General features: G+C 30.9%; 21 protein-coding genes. 17 read left to right on the top strand and 4 right to left on the bottom strand.

The window, feature by feature from the left end; translation table 11 throughout:
* Positions 1–655: 655 nt before the first annotated feature.
* Positions 656–1,030, top strand: coding sequence for a hypothetical protein (locus tag B3B03_RS01515; RefSeq protein ID WP_346848754.1), 375 nt, complete (start codon positions 656–658; stop codon positions 1,028–1,030).
* A 383-nt stretch (positions 1,031–1,413) separates the two neighbouring features.
* On the opposite strand, the gene B3B03_RS01520 is transcribed toward B3B03_RS01515, so the two are convergent.
* On the bottom strand, positions 1,414–1,920 hold the full coding sequence (locus B3B03_RS01520) for a ferritin-like domain-containing protein (protein WP_346876313.1): 507 nt from the start codon (positions 1,918–1,920) through the stop codon (positions 1,414–1,416).
* A gap of 221 nt (positions 1,921–2,141) precedes the next feature.
* Between B3B03_RS01520 and B3B03_RS01525 the strand changes: the two genes are divergently transcribed.
* From B3B03_RS01525 to B3B03_RS01595, 15 genes are all read left to right on the top strand, one after another.
* On the top strand, positions 2,142–2,303 hold the full coding sequence (locus B3B03_RS01525; RefSeq protein WP_346876314.1) for a hypothetical protein: 162 nt from the start codon (positions 2,142–2,144) through the stop codon (positions 2,301–2,303).
* Between the two features lie 210 nt (positions 2,304–2,513).
* The gene (locus B3B03_RS01530) at positions 2,514–3,173 is read left to right on the top strand and encodes a CPBP family intramembrane glutamic endopeptidase (RefSeq protein WP_346876315.1); all 660 of its coding nucleotides are present in this window, start codon (positions 2,514–2,516) and stop codon (positions 3,171–3,173) included.
* A gap of 98 nt (positions 3,174–3,271) precedes the next feature.
* Positions 3,272–4,582, top strand: coding sequence for a hypothetical protein (locus tag B3B03_RS01535; RefSeq protein ID WP_346876316.1), 1,311 nt, complete (start codon positions 3,272–3,274; stop codon positions 4,580–4,582).
* A 125-nt stretch (positions 4,583–4,707) separates the two neighbouring features.
* Positions 4,708–5,265: a glycerol-3-phosphate responsive antiterminator gene (locus B3B03_RS01540; RefSeq protein ID WP_150845407.1), complete on the top strand. Its 558-nt coding sequence runs from the start codon at positions 4,708–4,710 to the stop codon at positions 5,263–5,265.
* A 119-nt stretch (positions 5,266–5,384) separates the two neighbouring features.
* A complete protein-coding gene (gene glpK / locus B3B03_RS01545) occupies positions 5,385–6,881 on the top strand; it encodes a glycerol kinase GlpK (protein WP_346876317.1) in 1,497 nt (498 codons plus the stop codon).
* Positions 6,882–6,907: 26 nt separating this feature from the next.
* Positions 6,908–7,351 carry a GNAT family N-acetyltransferase gene (locus B3B03_RS01550; protein ID WP_346876318.1) on the top strand — a complete coding sequence of 148 codons (444 nt, stop codon included), beginning with the start codon at positions 6,908–6,910 and terminating at the stop codon, positions 7,349–7,351.
* 178 nt (positions 7,352–7,529) lie between these two features.
* A complete protein-coding gene (locus tag B3B03_RS01555; protein WP_346876319.1) occupies positions 7,530–8,957 on the top strand; it encodes an NAD(P)/FAD-dependent oxidoreductase in 1,428 nt (475 codons plus the stop codon).
* Between the two features lie 12 nt (positions 8,958–8,969).
* The gene (locus B3B03_RS01560) at positions 8,970–10,220 is read left to right on the top strand and encodes an FAD/NAD(P)-binding oxidoreductase (protein WP_346876320.1); all 1,251 of its coding nucleotides are present in this window, start codon (positions 8,970–8,972) and stop codon (positions 10,218–10,220) included.
* A 1-nt stretch (position 10,221) separates the two neighbouring features.
* Positions 10,222–10,581 carry a DUF1667 domain-containing protein gene (locus tag B3B03_RS01565; protein WP_035134767.1) on the top strand — a complete coding sequence of 120 codons (360 nt, stop codon included), beginning with the start codon at positions 10,222–10,224 and terminating at the stop codon, positions 10,579–10,581.
* 97 nt (positions 10,582–10,678) lie between these two features.
* Positions 10,679–11,014: a hypothetical protein gene (locus B3B03_RS01570; protein WP_346848764.1), complete on the top strand. Its 336-nt coding sequence runs from the start codon at positions 10,679–10,681 to the stop codon at positions 11,012–11,014.
* A gap of 209 nt (positions 11,015–11,223) precedes the next feature.
* Positions 11,224–11,733, top strand: coding sequence for a methylated-DNA--[protein]-cysteine S-methyltransferase (locus tag B3B03_RS01575; RefSeq protein ID WP_346876321.1), 510 nt, complete (start codon positions 11,224–11,226; stop codon positions 11,731–11,733).
* A gap of 124 nt (positions 11,734–11,857) precedes the next feature.
* On the top strand, positions 11,858–12,790 hold the full coding sequence (locus tag B3B03_RS01580) for a M15 family metallopeptidase (RefSeq protein WP_346876322.1): 933 nt from the start codon (positions 11,858–11,860) through the stop codon (positions 12,788–12,790).
* 35 nt (positions 12,791–12,825) lie between these two features.
* The gene (locus B3B03_RS01585; RefSeq protein ID WP_346876323.1) at positions 12,826–13,944 is read left to right on the top strand and encodes an amidase domain-containing protein; all 1,119 of its coding nucleotides are present in this window, start codon (positions 12,826–12,828) and stop codon (positions 13,942–13,944) included.
* Between the two features lie 70 nt (positions 13,945–14,014).
* Complete coding sequence (gene manA, locus B3B03_RS01590; RefSeq protein ID WP_346848768.1) at positions 14,015–14,962, top strand: mannose-6-phosphate isomerase, class I; 948 nt, start codon at positions 14,015–14,017, stop codon at positions 14,960–14,962.
* 165 nt (positions 14,963–15,127) lie between these two features.
* A complete protein-coding gene (locus B3B03_RS01595) occupies positions 15,128–15,448 on the top strand; it encodes a DUF1622 domain-containing protein (RefSeq protein WP_346848769.1) in 321 nt (106 codons plus the stop codon).
* Between the two features lie 19 nt (positions 15,449–15,467).
* Here the strand turns inward: B3B03_RS01595 and B3B03_RS01600 are convergent, their stop codons facing one another.
* From B3B03_RS01600 to B3B03_RS01610, 3 genes are all read right to left on the bottom strand, one after another.
* The gene (locus B3B03_RS01600; protein WP_346876324.1) at positions 15,468–17,324 is read right to left on the bottom strand and encodes a S8 family peptidase; all 1,857 of its coding nucleotides are present in this window, start codon (positions 17,322–17,324) and stop codon (positions 15,468–15,470) included.
* 147 nt (positions 17,325–17,471) lie between these two features.
* On the bottom strand, positions 17,472–19,340 hold the full coding sequence (locus B3B03_RS01605; protein ID WP_346876325.1) for a S8 family peptidase: 1,869 nt from the start codon (positions 19,338–19,340) through the stop codon (positions 17,472–17,474).
* Between the two features lie 3 nt (positions 19,341–19,343).
* Positions 19,344–21,224 (bottom strand): S8 family peptidase, encoded by a 1,881-nt coding sequence (locus B3B03_RS01610; RefSeq protein ID WP_346876326.1) that lies wholly within the window; start codon positions 21,222–21,224, stop codon positions 19,344–19,346.
* A gap of 285 nt (positions 21,225–21,509) precedes the next feature.
* Between B3B03_RS01610 and B3B03_RS01615 the strand changes: the two genes are divergently transcribed.
* Complete coding sequence (locus tag B3B03_RS01615) at positions 21,510–22,385, top strand: tRNA 2-thiocytidine biosynthesis TtcA family protein (protein WP_346848773.1); 876 nt, start codon at positions 21,510–21,512, stop codon at positions 22,383–22,385.
* Positions 22,386–22,451: the final 66 nt, after the last annotated feature.

A 22,451-nucleotide genomic window follows, 5' to 3' on the forward strand; every position in this document is an offset into this window, starting at 1 on the left:
CTGTAATTTTAACTTGTTTTTTTACCTTCTACTGTTTTTATGAACTTATGTTTTCAATACACTTATGTGATAGTGATAATATTAATAAGGATGCTTTCAATGAAGTATTGTATTTTAAAAATATAATGTCAATTGTATATTTATTTTGCTTTATTTGTTTTTTATCTTTGACTATTTTTGGCTATCTTAAAAATTGTATTTTTACTCCATGGAAAGCTAGGGTATTAGGTGTTCAAACATACATAACATTACTGATAATACTTAGTCTGCCAGAGTTTTTTAAATATAAGAAGAACAAATATAAGATAAAGAAAACAAAATTGAATATTAGGAAAAAGCTAATTTTAGTACTTTCAATGCTTGTTTTTTCTTTGATTTCCACCCTTATAAGTTCGTATATAATTTTACCCTAATTATTCAATGGAATAATCAAAACTATGTGTAGTATAGATGCATTTGCTAAATATCTAAAGCAGTAATAAAGAAATAAACAGTAGGTGCTTTTCCAGAAGTTTTGGAAAATGTATATTCGCATTTTTAATTAATGGATGTAGAGTAAAAATTCTGGGATTAATAAGACATTCAGCAACCCATTATTTCCAAACACAACTCTAAATTTTAACAATTTTACACTATAGAATCTAGGAGAGATAGCATGAAAGTAATCAGAGTTATATTTGAAGCATTACTTCCAGGAATAATATCTGTTGGTATTGCAATACAATTTCAATGGTCATGGCCAATTATGTTAATATTATATATAGCACTTAGTGGTATTGCGCATTTTATTATTTTGAGAATTAAAAGTAAAGAAGCGGTAAAAGAGGCTAGCATTAAAAAATATATGATTTATTCAATAATACTTATATTATTGGGCATAATTGGTATTGTTGTAGGGTTTATTGGAGGAGATAAACAGATTACATTGATTATTGGTATTGCATTATTTTCAGTAGGTACTTCATTGATATTTGCAAAATACATTAATTATTTTGCAAATATTATTCTAATGAAAATGAATAGAAATTAATATTATTTTAGACTGAGGAATAAAATGGTTATAGGAATTAAAATATTTCTTATAATTTTTGGTGTAATATTTTTTATATGTCTACAAAAATTGTTAAATTGTTGTACATAAATGGATATAAAAATATAAGTAAGAAAAAACATGAGGAGATATCCAAAAAAATATTTAATTATGGTGGATTATATTGCATAATAGTAAGTATCTTGGATATTTTTATTGGTAATAATACAATTGTTTTGATATTACTATATTTTGTTTTTCTAGCAATAGGGTTAGCATAAGCTGAAATTAAAAAGAAGAGTATTTTGATTAATGAAAAAGAACCTATTACAGAGTGATTATATACATTCTGTAATAGGCTCTTTTAAATTCAGAGCAGGAGCCTATCTTCTTCTACAAACTTCATTATAAAGTATAACTAAAGTTTTAATGTGAACTTCTTCGTCCTTTACTATTCTTTCAAGTATTTCCTTTACCTTTTCATCTTTAATTAATTTTATAGTTTCTTTATATTGTCTAATGGTAGCTTTTTCACCGTCTATATCTTCACGAAGCATGGAGGCTAGATTTGAGCCATATTCAATAAATTTAGGTGACCAATGTCCTTTATTAATTTCAAATCTAGGATTTCCACCAAGAGCTATGATAAGTTTCCCCAAGATTTCTAGGTGCTCCAGTTCTACCCTAGCTATATCCTTTAAGCAATGGGATACATCTTCAAATTTTTCAGACATAGCTAGGCTGTGATATATATATTGATTTACAGAGGTTAGTTCTGAAATAGCACCAGCATAGTTAAGTTGTATTAAGTGTACATAAGATTTATTTTTATCCGTGCAACCTATTTCTGGATAAGGTAAATCTGCTTTATATATATTCTTAGCTTCCATAGCATATCTCCTTAAAAATTTTTACCATATATAATATGGGGATAAATATATTTTAGTGAGAGTTATTTATTACTATTGTTGAAAAAATAACATAACATATATCTAAAGGTGTAGCCTATGGTCTTTGAGATTGATGGGTTACTAATAAAAAAGATATACACATTACAATGTAGTTTTTATCTAAAAGGCTTAATCCTAGTTGTATAAAAGATTCAAATGCAATGGAATATCGTAAATGTGGAAGACAAGAAGCTAAGGATAAGGGAAGGGGTATAAGAAAAAATTGCACAGGGAAGTTAATGAGAGGATGCCTTGACTATTCTTATATGGAAGCCATATACTTAATTTATAAAATTATACTTTTTAATAAAAAATATATTTAAATTTATAAGAGTTGGTAATTTAAAATCCATAACAGACAGATGTGGGATTTAGCAATTTAGATCTAGTAATTGAATCTCATATAAATTTAAGTCATGCCATGGTAAAAATTCAACTTAAGCTGTAACTTAAATTTATGTACTATTTTTAACTGACAACATTGAAATTGAGCCAACTTAAATTATAAAATACATAAAAAGGGGAGACTTTAGATGAAAAATAATAAAAAAATTATATATCCCATAACTCTTATAGGTATATATATGGTGTATTTCTTTTTCCTAGTAAAATACTTCTATAATAATGATTTACTTATAGGTGTTAAAAACATAACTATATCAAATGTTGGGATACAATTATTAGGTGATTTTCTAGCTAACTTACTTATTGTAATAATTATTATGTTAATTATGCTTAGGAAAAAACAATCATTAAATATAACTGGAACAACGAGAAATGGCAAAATAGTTGCTTGTATTTTATTTGCAATTTATATAGGAATATTTTTTATCAAAGGTGATTTCTCACTAGCAGGTATATATAAACCGTTCTTTTTTCTAATTGTTGTAGGATTTTCAGAAGAATTTATTTTTAGGGGATACTTATTTACAGAATTAGATAAAGAGCTACCTGCCTATTTAGCCATAATAATCAGTGGGATGATGTGGGGTGCTATGCATGCTGCAATTCCAATTGCTGTAAATAGCTATTCAGGTATCCAATCTTTCAGTGCTATTATCTCAACCTTTGGAGGATATACTGCCGTTGGAGCAATATTTGTTTTATTATATAAAAAGAGTAATTCTTTGATAGTTCCTATTTTAGTACATGCTCTATTAGATTATTGGCCAGTGTTAGTAGGCAAGGTATAATTATTTATCCTAACAACCTATTAAGCTTAAAATGTATACGTTTATTAACGATTATATATTACTTATTAAATTGTTATACTGAAGGGGTGGAACATTTTATGAAAAGGATTAGTCTAAGATTACTACCAATTTTCTTAATACTAGGTATATTATTAACTGGATGTAAGAAAGAGGAGCATTCAATTGAATTCTCTGATAAAAGTTTAGAACAATCACCTGAGAATAGAAAAATCATGCAAGAGTATTTAAAAGAAAACTATAGTGCTATAGATTTAGAGGATGAAAGTGAATTTAAAGATTTAGCCATTATGGATTCAGATATAGAGGGAAAGGAAATCTTTTTAACTGCAGAGCTTCATGGGACTAAGGCTAATGAACAGTTAAACACGAAATTCTTAAAATATTTTAAAGAAAAAACAGATTTTAAATACTATTTATGTGAACTTCCCTATAGCGATGCTTATTTTATAAATAAGTATTTAGATACTGGGGATATAAAAATATTAGAAGAGATATATAAGCCATTAAAAGGAACCTTTGGATGGAATAAAGATGGTTATAACCATTGGAAGAAGTTATATGAGTATAATAATACTCTACCTAAAGAGAGCAGAATAGAGGTTATAGGTGTGGATATAGAACATCAACCAATTAATGCTTATAAGTTTTTAGTAGATGTTTTACCTGATAAAGAAGCACCTGAAGAAATAAAAACAGTAATAGATAAAATTAAAAGTACATTTAAGGATTTAGATAAATTTGATGAAGCTTTCGCTCAATGTTCAAAGGAATTGCAAAATGATATTAAAGAGAAGGAAAGTATATACAAAGAGTATCTTGGAGAAAAATTCACTAGTTTTACCCTTGTAAATTTGAACGTGTTAAATCGAATAGAAGCTTATAAGCATAAGGAGGAGGGTAATGTTGATTGGAATAACACTAGAGATAAAATGATATATGAAAATTTTCAAATTCTTCAAAAGGAATTGCCTAAGGGGAAGTATTATGGACAGTGGGGGCTTAACCATACATTTCAAAGTAAAGAAAAAGATAAAATGTGGTTTGCTGCATATTTAAATTCTGATGACTCAATATTTAAAGATAAGATTTTGACAGTGATATATAATTATGATAGTTGTGAGGGAATGGGTACATCAGCAGTTGGTATTTATCCAACTAATGAGTTGAAATTTGTTTATCCGCAAATCAAGGAAACTAATGATTTATTAGAAGGAAATTTGAATATTTATAAATTAACGGGTGAGAATACACCTTTTTCTGAAGCACCAATGTATTATACTAATAATAATCTAGAAGAGCTAGAAGCAAGCATGTTAGATTTTTTTCAATATATCGTTTGTATAAGAAACTCTAAAGCAACAGAACCACTTAATGATGAATATAATTAATTGATGATGACTTTAATTATAATTTCTGAGGCTATCAAAATTAAATTTTAGCTGAATTGACAAAAAAATTTAAACATGTAATAATTAAAAAAACATGTTAAAACAGTTCCGAAAGGGAGTTAAGTATGGATTTAATAAAGTTATTAGAGGAAAATCCTATAATAGCAGCAGTTAAGAATGAGAGTGAACTAGATATAGTACTAGATTCAGATGTTCAGGTAATATTTGTCCTATTTGGTGATATACTTAATATTAAAGAAATAAGTGAAAAGATAAATTCTAAAAATAAGATAGGTATAGTTCATATTGATTTAGTAGATGGTATTACTAATAGAGAAGTTGGAATAAAGTACTTAAAGAAAGAAACTCAGTTTAAAGGCGTAATAAGTACAAAACCTCAGGTAATTAAATATGCCAAGGCTTATGACTTATTAGCAATACAGAGAGTATTTATCTTTGATACTCTTTCACTAAATAATGCAATAAAGCATCTAGGAGAGGCCTGTGATGCTATAGAGATATTACCAGGGGTTATACCAAAGGTTATAGAAAAACTTGCAGAAAAGTCTAATAAACCTATAGTCGCTGGAGGACTTATTGAAAGTAAGGAAGAAATAATAACAGCTTTAAAATCAGGAGCAACCTGTGTATCTACTACAAAAGAAGAAATTTGGGCTATGTAGGCTAAGAGTGATGAGAGAGGCTACATAAGACTAGAATGCTAGTTTTATGTGCCTTTTTATTATTGATAAGAATAATTTTAAACATAGATATTTAAGTAATTTATGGATGGAGGATTAAAATGGCAGATTATATAATTGCATTAGATCAAGGAACTACAAGTTCTAGAGCTATAATTTTTGATAAGGAACAAAACATATTAGGAGTGAGTCAAAAGGAATTCACACAAATATATCCTAAGGAAGGATGGGTAGAACATGATCCTATGGAGATATGGAGTAGTCAGTACTCTATGCTTCAAGAGGTTATGGCAAAGTGTAATATATCACAAAAGGATGTAGCTGCTATTGGAATAACTAATCAGAGGGAAACTACTATTGTATGGGATAAAAACACAGGGATGCCAATATATAATGCAATTGTATGGCAATGTAGAAGAACAGCTCATATATGTGATGAGTTAGTAAATCAAGGATTTAGTGAATATATAAAAGAAAATACAGGATTATTAATTGATGCATATTTTTCAGGAACAAAGATTAAATGGATTTTAGATAATGTGGATGGAGCTAGAGAAAAGGCTGAAAGAGGAGAACTTTTATTTGGAACTGTAGATACTTGGTTAGTATGGAAGCTTACCAATGGAAGAGTTCATGTTACAGATTATACTAATGCTTCAAGGACTATGCTATATAACATTAAGAAATTAAAGTGGGATGAAACAATATTAGATATATTACAGATTCCTAAATCTATGTTACCTGAAGTTAAAAATTCCTCAGAGGTATATGGTCACACTAACTTAGGTGGAAATGGGGGAATTAGAGTTCCTATAGCTGGGATAGCAGGAGATCAACAGGCAGCTTTATTTGGTCAGGCGTGTTTTGAAAAAGGAAGTGCTAAAAATACTTATGGTACAGGATGCTTCTTATTAATGAATACAGGTGATGAGATAATTAGAAGTAAAAATGGATTAATAACTACTATTGCCATAGGTATAGATGGAAAGGTTCAGTATGCTCTTGAAGGTTCTGTTTTTGTTGGAGGAGCAGTTATCCAATGGCTTAGAGATGAATTAAGAATGATAACTGATGCTGTGGATACCGAGTACTTTGCTAATAAGGTAGAGGATAATGGGGGAGTATATGTAGTTCCTGCTTTTGTAGGACTTGGAGCACCATACTGGGACATGTATGCAAGGGGAGCTATCTTTGGATTAACCCGTGGAGCTAATAGAAATCATATTATAAGAGCCGCCTTAGAGTCTATAGCCTATCAATCAAAGGCTGTTATTGATGCCATGTCTGAGGATGCTGGCTATAGAATTGAAAAGCTAAAGGTAGATGGAGGAGCAAGTAGAAATGGATTTTTGATGCAATTCCAATCAGATATCATATGTCAAGAAGTTACTAGACCAATAATATCTGAAACTACGGCCTTAGGGGCTGCATATTTAGCTGGACTTGCAGTAGGTTTTTGGAAGAGTAAAGAAGAAATTGCAGAGAAGTGGTTTGCTAGTAAGACCTACACGCCAAACTGCGATAAAGAGACTTCAGAGAAACTTTATGCTGGATGGGAAAAGGCTGTAGCAAGGACTAGACAATGGGAAGAAGATTAGTTAAATTTATTTTATGGAGGTAGGCTATGAAAATTAAAATAAAGAAATTTAATGAATTAACCACAGAAGAGTTGTATAAGATTTTAAGAGTAAGGAATGAAGTATTCGTAGTAGAACAAACTTGTATTTATCAAGATTGTGATAATAAAGACTATGATTCATATCACTTGTATGTAGAAGAAGGAAATGAAGTAGTAGGATATTTGCGAATAGTTAATAAGGGAATCTCTTATGATGAGATATCTATTGGAAGAGTATTAGTTAAGGAGACTCATAGAAACAAAGGTCTAAGTAGAAAAATCATGTTAGAAGCTATTAAGTTTATAGAAGAGAAACTTAATTCTAATGAAATTAGATTATCTGGCCAAGTTTATATAAAAGGATTTTATGAAAGTCTTGGCTTTAAACAAGTATCAGAGGAGTACTTAGAAGATGATATCCCTCACGTAGAAATGTTATATAAAAAGTAAATTATCCCTTTAAGTTTAATACTAAAGAGCAGTTTCATGGACACTTTTTTTAAAAAGTGATATACTATAAGTATAAATGAAATATTAGTGCTGATAAGAGATTTAGAGACAAGCACAAAATAAGGAGTTATATCCTTATTTTAGCTTGTCTTTTTTGCGATTAAAGGAGGAAATTTTAATGTATGATATAGCTATAATAGGTGCTGGAGTAATTGGAGCTTCCATATTTAGAGAACTTATGAAATATGATTTAAAGGTAGCAATAATAGATAAGGAAAATGATGTTTCCATGGGGACAACTAAGGCAAATTCAGCCATTGTCCATGCAGGCTATGATCCTAAGGTAGGAACTTTAATGGCAAAGTATAACCTTAAGGGTAATGAGATGTTTGAAGAAATTTGTAATGAGTTATCAGTACCCTTTAAGAGAAATGGCTCTTTAGTAATTGGATTTGATGAAGAAGATATGGAAACTATAAAAGAATTATATGACAATGGGAATAAAGTTGGTGTTAAGGGACTACAAATTTTAAATAGAGATGAAGTCCTGGAAAAAGAGGTTAATTTAAGTGATAAGGTTATGGGTGCATTATATGCACCAACAGGAGGAATTGTTGGCCCTTTTGAATACACAATAGCCCTTGTGGAAAATGGAGTAGAAAATGGTGGAGAGGTTAAATTAAATAGACAAGTAATTGGTATAGAAAAGAAAGAACATTTTATTATAAATACAGCTGAAGGTGAAGTTATAGAAAGCAAATATGTTATTAATGCAGCAGGGGTTTATGCTGATAAAATACACAATTTAGTTTGTAAAGAAGCCTTTAAGATAAATCCTATTAAGGGAGAATATTTTGTTATGGACAAGAGCCAAGGTGATGTAGTTAGTCACACCATATTTCAATGTCCTTCTAAACTTGGGAAGGGTATATTAGTGACACCTACAGTTCATGGAAATTTGTTAGTTGGTCCAGATGCAGAAAGTGTAGAGGATAAAGATAATGTTGCAACTACAGCTGAAAACTTAGAGTTTATTAAAAATACTGCTGTGAGAACCACAGATAAAATTAATTATAGAGAGAGTATAAGAAATTTTGCAGGACTTAGAGCAAATCCAGATTGTGGAGATTTTATTGTAGGAGAAGCTAAGGACGTAAAAGGCTTTATAGATGCAGCAGGAATGAAGTCACCAGGATTGTCTTCAGCACCAGCAGTGGCTTTAGATGTAGTGGAAATTCTAAAAAGTTCTGGACTTAAGTTTGAGTTAAAAGAGAACTTTAAAAATACTAGAAAGCAAATTAACTTTATGGAATTATCCGGTGAAGAAAAGGCAGAACTTATAAAAAAGGATAGTAGATACGGAAAGATAATCTGCAGATGTGAAAGTATAACAGAAGGTGAAATTATAGATAGTATAAAGAGATCCTTTGGAAAAGTAACCCTAGATGGAGTAAAGAGAAGGTGTAGACCAGGTATGGGAAGATGCCAAGGTGGCTTCTGTGGTCCTAGAGTTCAAGAAATAATTGCAAGAGAGTTAAATGTTCCAATGGAAGATATAATTCAAGAAAGCGATGGCTCATATATTTTAATTGGAAGAACTAAGTAGGAGGAAACATTTATGTATGATTTAATAGTAATAGGTGGAGGGCCAGCGGGACTTGCAGCAGCTTATGAAGCTTATAATAATGGAGTAGAAAAAATACTAATAGTAGAGAGAGATAGAGAGCTTGGAGGAATACTAAATCAATGTATTCATAATGGCTTTGGACTTCATACTTTCAAAGAAGAGCTTACAGGGCCTGAGTATGCTCAAAGATTTATCCATATGATAAGTGATACTAGGGTTAAAGTTAAACTTAATACCATGGTATTAGAAATAAAAGAAAATAAAGAGATTCATATGATAAATGAGGAAGATGGATATTTAATACTAAAGGGAAAAGCTATCATTCTTGCCATGGGATGTAGAGAAAGAACTAGAGGAGCTATAAATATGCCAGGGGATAGACCTTCAGGAGTGTTTACAGCAGGAGCTGCTCAAAGATATATCAATATGGAAGGATATATGCCAGGAAAGGAAGTTGTGATTTTAGGATCAGGTGATATAGGTCTTATTATGGCAAGAAGAATGACTTTAGAAGGTGCAAAGGTTAAGGCTGTAGTAGAGCTTATGCCTTATTCTAACGGACTTAATAGAAATATTGTTCAGTGCCTAAATGATTATGATATTCCCCTTTATTTATCACATACTGTAACTAAAGTTGTAGGAAGAAAGAGATTAGAAAAGGTGGTAATTGCTAAAGTAGATGAAAACAAAAAGCCAATAAAAGGTTCTGAAATTGAGTTTCATTGCGATACTTTATTATTATCTGTAGGACTAATACCAGAAAATGAGTTATCTTCTAAGGCTGGTATTGATAAGGATAGAAGAACAAATGGACTTATAGTGAATGAAAGCATGGAAACTTCTGTAGAAGGAATATTTGCCTGTGGAAATGTAGTACATGTTCATGATTTAGTAGACTTTGTTAGTGCAGAATCTAAACATGCTGGATTTTGTGCTGCCAAATATATTAAAGGTAAAGATGACAAGGGGAATTATGTAAATATAATAAATGGTGAAAGAATTAATTATACTGTTCCCCAAAGATTAAATGTAGAGGCTGTAGAAGATAAATTAACCATATTTATGAGGGTGAATAATATATATCATAATAAGAGGCTTGTGGTTAGATGTGGTGAGGATATAATCGCTAGCTTTAAAAGAAATCACTTAGCACCATCGGAAATGGAAAAGATTTTACTTAATAAAACTCAATTAGAAAAGATTACAGGAGATATAACAATTTCTCTAGAGGATGGTGAATAATATGATAAAAGAATTAATTTGTATAAGTTGTCCTATGGGATGTCATTTAAAGGTAAATACTGAAACAAAAGAGGTTACAGGAAACACTTGCAAAAGAGGTGAAATTTACGGGATAAATGAAGTAACTAATCCTGTAAGAGTTATAACTACCACAGTAAAAGTTAAAGATGGTGAGCTCCCTGTTATACCAGTAAAAACAAAAACACCTATTCCTAAAGAGTTAAATTTTAAAGCTATGGAAGTATTAAATTCTATAGAAATAGAGGCTCCAATTTCTATGGGAGATATCATAGTGAAGGACATTCTAGGCACTGGAGTAGATGTGGTGGCTACTAGAAACTTAAAGAAGAATATAGAGTAGGATAGTAAATATATTTTAAAAATAATAGAGATTTAGAATAATAATTTATAGGTTGGAATAATATATTTACAATGAAGCATTTTTAAGGTAGGAGTTTATGGCACAGAGAAGAATTATTGAAAGTTATGGAAGAGATCTAGGTTTTACTATAGATCAATTATGTAGACTTATAGGTTCCTATAAAATCTTAGTTGATACAGCAAGCAGCGTGAACTGTATTACCATTGCTAACAAAAGGGATATTAAAGATGCCCTTAAAAGAGCACAGGAAGTTGGTTGCTTAATAGATGAGCTTATAGATGTTTTAGATTGTAGTATATGTACCTGGGGCAACTATATGAAATTAAAAACTGAGTATATAAACTCTAGATTAGATTTATGCCTCATAGAAACCGAAGTAGAAGAAGAAATCAGATTACAATCAGGACTATAATAATATAAAACATGTTATAAAGTAATTGAAAAGATGTTAATATATATATTAACATCTTTTAATTTTATCCGATGACGACTAGTCCTGGATAACGATTTTACCTAAAGGACAATGATTTCTAAGTATCAAAAATACTGACACTAAGAATTCTGTTAGTAAAGCTTCAAAGAAGCTAGGAATTCTGTTTATAACGAAAGTGAGGGAATTTTATGTGGTATGATTACTTTGACTCTATTATAGGAACTATATATGTGGTTATGGATGAAAAGGGCGTTGTGAAGATAGAGCTTTTTCAAGATGGATGGGAAGAATACCATAACCTTAATAAGGGAAGTTTAGAACATAATAAAGAGAGGTGCTTAAGGGCTATAACTCAATTAAAGGAATATTTTAATGGTGAAAGGGAAGATTTTAACTTACCATTGTCAGTAAGGACTACAGAATTTAGAAATAAAGTTTGGCAGGAGCTTATAAATATACCCTATGGAGAAACTAGAAGTTACAGTGATATTGCTATAGCAATTGGAAATCCTAAAGGTGTAAGAGCTATAGGTGGGGCCAATAGAGCAAATGAATTTCCTATAATAATTCCATGTCACAGAGTAATTGGAAAAAGTGGAAAATTAGTAGGATATGCAGGAAATCATACGGATATAAAAAGTAAGCTTTTAGAATTTGAAAAAAATAATAAGGATAATTTATTAAAAAAAACTCATTAATTTACCAGTCATAAATAATTGTATATTTACACAAAATAGGCTAAAGGATATTTTTAGCCTATTTTTTATTTTAAATAAGACCGTAAGTCGTTTTTGTGTTAGGTTCTTTGCTAGGAGGATATATATGAAAAAGTTTTTTTTATATGGAATTATAATTTTAACTATATTAGTTACTTTCATTAATAATATGAAAGTATTTGCAGATGATATAGAAGAGAATAATGAAATTAATTATAATACTACAATGAAACAAGATATTCTAACTTTAATGATGGCATATCCGGAGTTCATAACTGGAGTTGAAAAAAGTGAAGAAGGAAAGGTATTTATAATAACAGATTCAGGAAAGAAAATACTCTATGATGATAAACAATCTAAGGATTTTAACGGAAAAATGGATAATGCAGACCTTCAAGATATACTAGAAGATATTTATCCTCTTACTATGCCTGATAAGCTTTTAGATATAAATAGAGATCCAGGTAGATTTAGAAATTATAATCTTTTAAATGAAGTTTATGGAGGTAGTGAAAGAGAAGTATCATCTAACCTTATAAGTGTTCCTGCACCTTATAAAAACTATCAATTTAATAAAAATAATGGAGCTGCAGAAAGTTTAAAGAAGGCTATGGAGGAGATAAAACAATTATCATTAGGAAATGGAGCTGTATCATCTCTTTTAAATCCTATTAATGGAACTTTTAATTATAGAGTTATATCAGGTACAGGAAAGCTGAGTCCTCATGCCTATGGAATAGCTATTGATATCAATAGTAATCCTAGTGACTATTGGAAGTGGGCATCTAGAGATGCTGGAGAAAAGAGGATGTTATCTTATCCTAAGGAATTAGTAGATACTTTTGAAAAAAATAACTTTGTATGGGGTGGAAAATGGGGTCATTTTGATATTCTTCATTTTGAATATAGACCAGAGGTGTTAATAAAGGCAAAATACTTTGGAGAAACCTTTAAGGAAGATATGGATTGGTTTGGTGAAGTACCAAGAGATATAAAAATAGATAATTATATTAATATTATTGAAGGAACTTTAAATTAATAATTAACTAAAGAGCTAAAATGAGGAGGACCTTTATGAACATTATAAGATCCATAAAAAAGATACTTACATGGAAGTTGATATTTGGAATATTACTAGCTATTATTATTGCAAATATTTTTTTTTCTAGAGCTAATGCTGAAGATGTAGATGAAGAAGTAAAACTAGAAATTAAGAACTTCATTGAAGAAACTATTGCAAAGCGTAATAGAGCCATCGTAACTGGAGAAGAAGAAAGCATTAAGTCCGTTTATGATATGGGAACTAAGTATGGTACATGGGCCTATGAAAATGAAGAGAAAAAGATGATTTATCTTCACAATTGGGAACAGAAACAAGGGGTTAAAATTACAGAAATACTTCCTAAGGTAGTTGTAAATCGTATAAGTGAAAAGGATAATGGATTCAAAGTTAACTTTACATGTTCTACAGAATATAGGTATGTTTATGAAGATAGACCAGAAGAGGTTAATGCAGCTAGGATAGGGACTTATCATGTACTTACTTTAATAAATAAAGGGGACAATTTCTTAATAAATAAGGAGTGGTATACAGATCCCTTTGCAGATTCTTTAAATTTAGAAAAAATAAAAGTAGATGATGTAAAAGAATTTATTTTAGCTCAAGAACCTAAAGATTTCTCAAATTTAGATGAAAGAAGGAAAGCATCTGTAGAATATGCCAATAAATATTGTGGAGCAGCTACTGAAGAAGAATTTGGTTATAAATACAATAAAGATTATAGAAATTTTAATCCTGAAGGTGGAGATTGTGCTAACTTTGCTTCACAGATATTGCATGAGGGTGGTAAATTTAAGAAAAATTCATCATGGAATTATTCTAAAGGAGAAGCTACAGCATCTTGGGTAAATGCGGATAAATTTAAGAGTTATTGGGTATATAGTGGAAGAGCTTCAGTAATAGCTCATGGAACCTATGATAAGGTATATAAAGCTTCCTATCAACTTATGCCAGGAGATTTTGTTGCTTATGAGAAAAAAGGTGATATTAAACATATATCTACTGTAACCAATGCAGATTCTAGAGGTTATGCTTTAGTTACTTGTCATAATACTGATAGAAATGATGTGCCTTGGGATTTGGGTTGGAGTGATAAAAATATTAAATTTTGGCTTATAAGAGTTCATTATTAAAAATATTTAATTAACCTTATTAGGATACATAGCATACCTTAAAATATAAACATTTATATTAGAGGGCAATATGTATCCTATTAAATTTGAAAATTTATATTATGAAAAAATTTGGGGAGGAAGAAAGCTAGAAGATTATAGAATAAATCTTCCTAAAGGAAACATAGGAGAAAGCTGGGAAATTGCCTGTCATAAAAATGGAATGAGTATTATTAGTAATGGAAAATATAAAGGAAAAGCACTTATTGAGATAATTAAGGAATATAAAAACTTAATTTTAGGAGATAAGATATATATAGATAAATTTACAGATAGGGATTTTCCACTACTTATAAAGATTATAAATTCTAATGAGAATCTATCTGTGCAGGTACATCCCAATGATGAGTATGCTCATATAGTAGAAAATGATAATGGTAAGGTTGAGGCTTGGTATATTATAGATTGCGAAGAGGGCGCAGAAATAATTGTTGGTACAACAGGATGTACAAAGGAAGAATTCAAAAGAAGTTGTAAGAATGATACTGTGGAAGATTGCATGAATAAAATATCAGTTAAGCCTGGAGAATTATTTATAATAGAACCTGGATTACTTCATTCCATAGGAAAAGGCATATTACTAGCAGAAATACAACAAAATAGTGATATTACCTATAGAGTTTATGATTATAACCGAGGAAGAAAACTTCATATTGACAAAGCGTTGGATGTAGTTAATTTTAGTGGTACACCTAAGAGCCTATGTATAAACAATGATTTAGTAATACAAAATCATATGAATTCAGAAAAATTTAATATAGATATATACAATATAAAAGGAAGCTATAGTGAAACTAGTGATAAAAACAAGTTTTTTGTATTTACCTGTGTAGAAGGTAAAGGTAAAATTAGCTTTGTTGATGAAGGACTTAGAAAATTTATTGACATATCTATTTTGGAAAGTTTTCTAATACCAGCATATTTAGGTGAATATGTTTTAATAGGTGATATGAAGTTAATAAAAAGCCATATATTTTAAAATAAAAATAGCTCTAGACCTATATAGAGAAATCTATATGAGTCTAGGGCTAAAATTTTCAAGTTAATAGCAAACAGTTACATAACTAGTTATTAATAAATGGACAAGTCACTATAAATATAATAATATACAAGTAATAGTAAATTCATAAGGGGGTTTTTAACATTGGAACATATTATTACGGCCATAATAATACCTAGAGTTATTTCATTGTTAGAATTAATGGGAACTACAGTAATTCTAGTAGCTGGAATGAAGGCATTTTATAGATATATTCTAAGCTTATTTAAACCAATTAATTGTTCTATAAAGGTAGATTTTGCACAAGCATTAGCACTTGCACTTGAGTTTAAATTGGCTGCAGAGATTTTAAAAACTGTAATAGTAAGAAATTTTGATGAGATGTACATATTAGCTGCAATAATATTACTTAGAGCTATACTAACCTTTGTTATTCACTGGGAAATAAAAAGTGATGGACACTAATTATTTTATTAATTTGAGCCTACTCATTATACTTTAATCTACTCAATAGACTTACTGGTAGAAAAGTTTCTACATTATCATCAAAGTATCTTGAAGGACTAACAGGCCTAGGTTCTATAACTATAGGGGATGCCATTTGATCTTGTTGAGCGTAAATACCCCTAATAGCATCAAACACTCCAACCATATCAAGAATACCATAGCCCCAAAATTCGTTGGGATATGCCTCATTAGGCCTTTTTCGTGTTCCCCTAATTAAAAAGGTTTTTATACTTTCAGAAGACAATACAGGAATATTTCCATCGGTTATACCCCATTGATAAAATAGGGTTATAGCACCAGCTAATACTGCTGTGGCTGCACTGGAACCTGAGATGGTTGTGGTGGTATTGTTTAATCCTGTAGTTAACACATTTATTCCACCACAAGTTAAGTCAGGTTTGATTTTATTATTTGATGTGAATCCAACTCCAGAATTTGAGCCTAGAGTATTGGTATTTTGATTATAAAATGCAGTAGTAATAGCTAGATTACTAGTAGATGGTATGGTAAGAGTTGTAAAATTATTAGGATTTAGTAGTGCTGTACCAGGCTTAGATAAAGGCCTTTGATCAATCCAAACGTTATAATAACCGTTTACTATATAATCACCGAACAAATTTATAGTCCATATACTAGCGGCAATATTAGAAAATGACAAGAAGATTAGCTGATTGCCAGATATAATTTCAGGAAAATAGTAAACTAGTCTAGTAGTGGTATTTTCATATAAAAAATTAAGGGTTGTAGTTAGACCAATTTTAACAGGAACCCTAGAAATTACTTGCCCACTAGGAGAAGTTAGCCCTAAAGATATTTTATCTGGATAGGAACACCATAGGGCTATATTTAAATCATTTTGATTTGGGTCTACAGAAAATTCAACAGATGAAGTTTCACCAGTATTATTAATGTAACCAGAGGTGTGAGTTTCCGAGTTGCCCTGGTTACCAGTGCCTACGGCAAAGGATACGGTAGAAGAAAAAGAGTAGTAGTCAATGAGTTCTTCAATAGCACTAGTGCCATCATGAGCTCCTAGATTACTACTAAGTGGTAAAAATATTACCATGGGTTTTTGGTATATATAACGTTGTTGTAAGAGATAAAGCATAGCTGTAGCCATATCAGTATTACGATAAATTGGAATGCCAGGTAGTGACGGATCTGTTATATCTGTTAACTCTCTTATAGACCTTAGCTTAACTACTATAAAATCACAGTTAGGTGCTGCACCTTTAATTTCACCGTAACCTCTAGCTCCAATTATACCTGCACACTGAGTTCCATGCCCATTAGTGTCTATCCTTGGAACTATGGAATAGGGATCACCACCCTCCCTATTTAAGTTAATAGCTGCATTTATTTGTTCTTGTGAATATACGCTACCATAATTAATTCCAGGTGGGGCAGTTCCATTATTGTCAGTTTGATCCCAAATGGATAATATTCTAGAGGTACCGTCTTCTCTAGTAAACTCTACATTTAAATAATCTATACCTGTATCTATGGTACCTACAATTACCCCAGTGCCAGTTAAATCTATAGGATTACCTTCAGTAAATTGGGTTATATTAGAGGTTTGTAAAGGCGATAATTGTGTAAGTATATAGTCGTTGGGAGGTTCAATTATATTAATAGTAGGTATAGTTATAAGTAAATCTTCATATCCAGGAGCTATAAATACAGCTGCCATATATGGAGTTAGTATTACAACGCTGATTTGAGGAATAGAAGCAGTAGCACTAATTATATCTCCACTATAGTAAACTATATATCTGCTATATTGTAATGGAATATCTACTTGTGGAGTTGTTTCCCTTAAATCCTTAAGATTCATAAATTACACATCCTCCTTATATAACTCATCTATTCTTCTATATGATTGATTAGGAACTATTATTGAGAAATTAATAAGAAATAACATTACATCTCCTAAAAATGTTTATCTATCTATATTAATCTAAACAATATAAAGTAGTTACAATTAAAATAAAAACTCCTTGGTATAGTTTAGTCTTCTAAATAAATCATAAGGCAGATATGTTTCTATATTATCATAACAGTATCTTGAAAGACTAACAGGCCTAGGTTCTATAACTATAGGGGGGGCAAGTTGATCCTGTTGAGCATAAATCCCCCTAATAGCATCAAAGACTCCTCGCATATCGAGAATACCATAACCCCAAAATTCATTGGGATATGCTTCATTAGGTCTTTTTCTAGTTCCCCTAATTAAAAAAGTTTTTATACTTTCAGAAGACAATATAGGAATATTTCCATCAGTTACAGCCCATTGGTAAAATAGGGTTATAGCACCAGCTAATACTGCTGTGGCTGCACTGGAACCTGAAATAGTTGTGATAGTATTGTTTAAGCCTGTAGTTGATACGTTTATTCCACCACAGGTTAAATCAGGTTTTATTTTATTGTTTGCGGTGAATCCAACTCCAGAATTTGAACCTATAGTATTGGTATTTTGATTATAAAATGCAGTAGTAATAGCTAGATTACTCGTAGAAGGTATGGTAAGGGTTGTAAAATTATCAGGATTTAGTAGTGCTGTACCAGGCTTGGATAAAGGCCTTTGATCAAGCCAAACGTTAAAAGATCCATTTACTATATAATCACCGAACAGATTTATAGTCCATATACCAGCGGCAATATTAGAAAATGACAAGAAGATTAGCTGATTTCCAGATATAATTTCAGGGAAATAGTAAATTAATCTAGTAGTGGTATTTTCATATAAAAAATTAAGAGTTGTAGTTAGACCAATTTTTACAGGAACTCTAGAAATTACTTGCCCACTAGGAGATGTTAGCCCCAAAGATATTTTATCTGGATACGTGCACCATATAGATATATTTAAATCGTTTTGATTTGGGTCTACAGAAAATTCAACAGATGAAGTTTCACCAGTGTTATTAATGTAACCAGAGGCGTGAGTTTCTGAATTGCCCTGGTTACCAGTGCCTACGGCAAAGGAGACATTAGAGGAAAAAGAGTAGTAGTCAATGAGCTCTTCAAGAGTACTGGTACCATTGTGAGCACCTTGATTACTACTTATAGGTAAAAATATTACCATGGGTTTTTGGTATATATAACGTTGCTGTAAGAGATAAAGCATAGCTGTAGATATATCAGGACTACGATAAATTGGAATGGTAGGTAGTGACGGGTCTATTGAAGTTGTTAACTCTCTTGTCGGTAGTAGTTTAACTACTATAAAATCACAATTAGGTGCTGCGCCCTTAATTTCACCATAACCTCTAGCTCCAATTATACCTGCACATTGAGTTCCATGTCCATTAGTGTCTATCATTGGAACTATGGAATAAGGATTACCACCCTCCATATTTAATTTAATAGCTGCATTTATCTGTTCTTGTGAATATACACTGCCATAATTAATTCCAGATGGTGCCGTTCCAGTATTATCTGTTTGATCCCAAATAGATAATATTCTAGAGGTACCGTCTTCTCTAGTAAATTCTACATTTAAATAATCGATGCCCGTATCTATGGTACCCACAATTACATCAGTTCCAGTTAAATCTATTGGGTTGCCTTCGGTGAATTGAATTATGTTAGAAGTTTCTAAGGGTGATAGTTGTGTAAGTATATAGTAATTGAAAGGTTCAATTATATTAATATTAGGTATAGTTATAAGTAAATTTTCATATCCAGGCTCTACAAATATAGCTGCTATATATGGAGTTAGTACTACAACGTTGATTTGAGGAATGGAAGAAGTAGCACTAGTTATATCTCCACTATAGTAAACTGTAAATCTACTGTATTGTAATGGAATATCTACTTGTGGGGCTGTTTCTCTTAAATTCTTAATATCCATAAATTACACATCCTCCTTATATAGCTCATCTATTTTTCTATATAATTGTTTGGAAATTCTTATAGAAAAGTTAAATGGAAGGTGATTTTCTCCTGGGGTAATGAATTTATTAGAATTTCTAACCAGGGAAGATGATCTAAGATTTTCAAAGGAGCCCTGAAGATTTAACATTCCATATCCCCATTGAGGATTAGGATATATATCACCTGATCTTTTGCTAGTACCTCTGGTGAAATAAGAAATAACAGTAGGTCCATATATATTAGGGTCATTTCCAAGGACAATTCCCCACTCTAGCAGAAGAAGAGTAGCACCACAGAGTACTGCACCAGCTACTGAACCTCCTGTAAGTAAAATGGTTTCATTATTAAGTCCAGTGGTTAAGGCCATAACACCACCAGTAGTTAAATTAGGCTTAATTCTATTGTCAGCAGTAAATCCTCTACCAGATTCTACAGCTATGGTGTTATTATTTTGATCGTAGAAGGATGTTGTTATAGATTTTCTTGCGTTGGCTGGGGCTTGCAATGTAGTATAAGGGCTAGGATTAATTACCCTGGTAGTTAACTGTATAAGAGGTCTTTGAGGTAGCCACATATTGTAGACACCATTAACTATATAGTCTCCCTTAAGCCGTAGTTGCCAAAGTCCATCTTTAGGATTCGTTATAGTTATATATACAGATTCATTTCCACTAGCAAATTCAGCACTTGTAAAGGCTATATTAATTACACTGCTTTCAAGGATTAGGTTAACTTGTTCAAACTCTGTACCTACTAGTTCAGGTTGTACTGGTTCGGCGATTTCTCCACTAGGAGAAATTATAGCTATAGATATTTTATCTGGCCTTTGAATCCAGAGCATAAGAACTAAGTTATCCTCATTTAAGCCTACAATAAACTCTATAATCTCTAGAGAGTTGCTTTTTAAAAACCTACCAGAGACGTGAGTTAAACTAGCACCTTGATTTCCAGTATTAGTTACGAACACGAGACCCTTTCTAGTTGAAAAAAAATCGATGTCCTGCTCTATGGAAGTTAAACCTTCATGACCACCCCAATTTGTTCCAGTAGATAATAAAATACTCATAGGTTTTAATAAGTTTACATCATTATAATTTATAGTAAATCTTGTGGCAAGATAAATATCGATACCTTCAAAAATTGGAGTACTTCTTCTATTATTAACTCCTACCAACTTAAGATTGCTAGTTTTAGCTTCTTTAAGCTTTATAATTAGAAATTCACAGTCAGGAGCCCCACCTATTACGCCATTCAATCCTCTTGCCCCAACTAAACCAGCCATATTTGTGCCATGACCTAACTCATCTCTTGAAGGAACTATGTCATATGGATTTCCACCTTGAGTAGATGTCTGAATAGCTCTATTGATATCTTCACGACTATAAATAGTGCCAAAAAAGGCTATAGGGTCATTATTAGCTACATTACTTTCAATGGTTTGATCCCATATTGCCACAATTCTTGTAGTACCATCAGGATATTGAAATTGAGGGTTTAAATAATCTATTCCAGTATCTATAATTGTAGCTATTGTACCTTTTCCTGTAAGATTTAAAAATGTTTCTCCATGAAATTGTGTTATATTAGCAGCATCTATTGGTTGTACAGCTGATAAAGTATAAGGAAAACTAACATCTATGGTGAATTTATCCTTAAAGTTGCGGATAAAATCATCATAATTAATAGTTCTTACAGACACAATATAGTCTATATCAGATACTCTAAAAGCACAGGCGTATTCTATGTCATTAAGTTCACTAACAAGATCTCTATCATATTGAACAAATAGACTTATATAATCTTCACTAAGGTAGGCGTCTTTACATGGGTTAGCCTGCCTATACATATTTATGTTACCCATTAATAAACTTACAGCTCCTAAAAATTGTTTATCTATTTATAGTATTCTATAGTATTAAAAGTAGTTACAAGTTTAATATTTAAAAAAATGTATTTATAAAATGAAAATTTAAGCTGACTAATATTTGTATTATACCTAGACATAGGTATTTAATTTAATTGAAGTACCAAGACAAAAATTTATAAAGGTGCTATAATATCAAAGTAAGTTTATAGTGTAAAAGTATAAACTTAATATTAGAAATATGTAAAGTACATATATTAAAAAATATACGAGGTGAAATAAATGAGTGGTGTAGCAGGAGAAGGTTGTGAAATATTAGTCCCTTTTAATGAAAGAAAGCCATTAGAAGAAATAGAAAGAAGTTTAATTAAAAAATATAGAAAATCAGTATGGTCTAAATTTATTAAGGCTATTAGAGAATACAAATTAGTAGAAGAAGGAGATAAGATAGCTGTTGGAATATCTGGAGGTAAGGATAGTATAATAATGGCTAAGTTATTTCAAGAGTTAAAACGTCATGGGCAAGTAAATTTTGAATTAGAATTTATTGCTATGGACCCAGGATATCATCCACAGATTAAAGAGCTTTTATTGGATAATTGTAATTATTTAAATATACCAATACATACCTTTGATTCAAAAATATTTGACATTATAGATGAGATAGCAAAGGATTATCCTTGTTATATGTGTGCTAGGATGAGAAGGGGTGCATTATATTCTGAAGCTGAAAGGCTTGGATGCAATAAGCTAGCATTAGGACATCACTTTAATGATGTTATTGAAACTACAATGCTTAATGTGCTTTATGGAGGAACTTTTAAAACTATGCTTCCCAAACTTAAAGCAACCAACTTTAAAGGATTAGAGCTTATACGTCCTCTTTATTATGTTGAGGAAAGTTATATAGAAAACTTTATACAAAGCAGTGGTATATGGCCTCTTAACTGTGCATGCATGGTCGCAGCAAAGAAGATTGGTAACAAGAGACATGAAATAAAGGATATGATAAAAGAAATGAAAAAGAATTTTAAAGATGTTGATAAATCTATATTTAAGGCTGCTGAAAATGTAAATATGGATGCAATTTTAGGTTGGCAAAAGGATGGACAAAAACATTCTTTCTTAGAAGAATATGATGGAGAATTTTTAGATTAGAAATCAAGATATTTAATTGAAAAAACCTCTTATTCTAGAATTATAATTCTAGAATAAGAGGTTTAA

The sequence above is a fragment of the Clostridium sp. UBA5712 genome (assembly GCF_002419845.1).
Lineage (GTDB): Bacteria > Bacillota > Clostridia > Clostridiales > Clostridiaceae > Clostridium_J > Clostridium_J sulfidigenes.

Excerpts from the sequence above, each read along its gene's own strand:
- B3B03_RS01540 (WP_150845407.1), top strand. The coding sequence starts at position 4,708 with ATGGATTTAATAAAGTTATTAGAGGAAAATCCTATAATAGCAGCAGTT.
- B3B03_RS01520 (WP_346876313.1), bottom strand. The coding sequence starts at position 1,920 with ATGGAAGCTAAGAATATATATAAAGCAGATTTACCTTATCCAGAAATA.
- B3B03_RS01580 (WP_346876322.1), top strand. The coding sequence starts at position 11,858 with ATGAAAAAGTTTTTTTTATATGGAATTATAATTTTAACTATATTAGTT.
- glpK (WP_346876317.1), top strand. The coding sequence starts at position 5,385 with ATGGCAGATTATATAATTGCATTAGATCAAGGAACTACAAGTTCTAGA.
- B3B03_RS01535 (WP_346876316.1), top strand. The coding sequence starts at position 3,272 with ATGAAAAGGATTAGTCTAAGATTACTACCAATTTTCTTAATACTAGGT.
- B3B03_RS01600 (WP_346876324.1), bottom strand. The coding sequence starts at position 17,324 with ATGAATCTTAAGGATTTAAGGGAAACAACTCCACAAGTAGATATTCCA.
- B3B03_RS01605 (WP_346876325.1), bottom strand. The coding sequence starts at position 19,340 with ATGGATATTAAGAATTTAAGAGAAACAGCCCCACAAGTAGATATTCCA.
- B3B03_RS01585 (WP_346876323.1), top strand. The coding sequence starts at position 12,826 with ATGAACATTATAAGATCCATAAAAAAGATACTTACATGGAAGTTGATA.
- B3B03_RS01530 (WP_346876315.1), top strand. The coding sequence starts at position 2,514 with ATGAAAAATAATAAAAAAATTATATATCCCATAACTCTTATAGGTATA.
- B3B03_RS01565 (WP_035134767.1), top strand. The coding sequence starts at position 10,222 with ATGATAAAAGAATTAATTTGTATAAGTTGTCCTATGGGATGTCATTTA.
- B3B03_RS01550 (WP_346876318.1), top strand. The coding sequence starts at position 6,908 with ATGAAAATTAAAATAAAGAAATTTAATGAATTAACCACAGAAGAGTTG.
- B3B03_RS01610 (WP_346876326.1), bottom strand. The coding sequence starts at position 21,224 with ATGGGTAACATAAATATGTATAGGCAGGCTAACCCATGTAAAGACGCC.
- B3B03_RS01615 (WP_346848773.1), top strand. The coding sequence starts at position 21,510 with ATGAGTGGTGTAGCAGGAGAAGGTTGTGAAATATTAGTCCCTTTTAAT.
- B3B03_RS01575 (WP_346876321.1), top strand. The coding sequence starts at position 11,224 with ATGTGGTATGATTACTTTGACTCTATTATAGGAACTATATATGTGGTT.
- B3B03_RS01570 (WP_346848764.1), top strand. The coding sequence starts at position 10,679 with ATGGCACAGAGAAGAATTATTGAAAGTTATGGAAGAGATCTAGGTTTT.
- manA (WP_346848768.1), top strand. The coding sequence starts at position 14,015 with ATGTATCCTATTAAATTTGAAAATTTATATTATGAAAAAATTTGGGGA.
- B3B03_RS01560 (WP_346876320.1), top strand. The coding sequence starts at position 8,970 with ATGTATGATTTAATAGTAATAGGTGGAGGGCCAGCGGGACTTGCAGCA.
- B3B03_RS01555 (WP_346876319.1), top strand. The coding sequence starts at position 7,530 with ATGTATGATATAGCTATAATAGGTGCTGGAGTAATTGGAGCTTCCATA.
- B3B03_RS01525 (WP_346876314.1), top strand. The coding sequence starts at position 2,142 with ATGGAATATCGTAAATGTGGAAGACAAGAAGCTAAGGATAAGGGAAGG.
- B3B03_RS01515 (WP_346848754.1), top strand. The coding sequence starts at position 656 with ATGAAAGTAATCAGAGTTATATTTGAAGCATTACTTCCAGGAATAATA.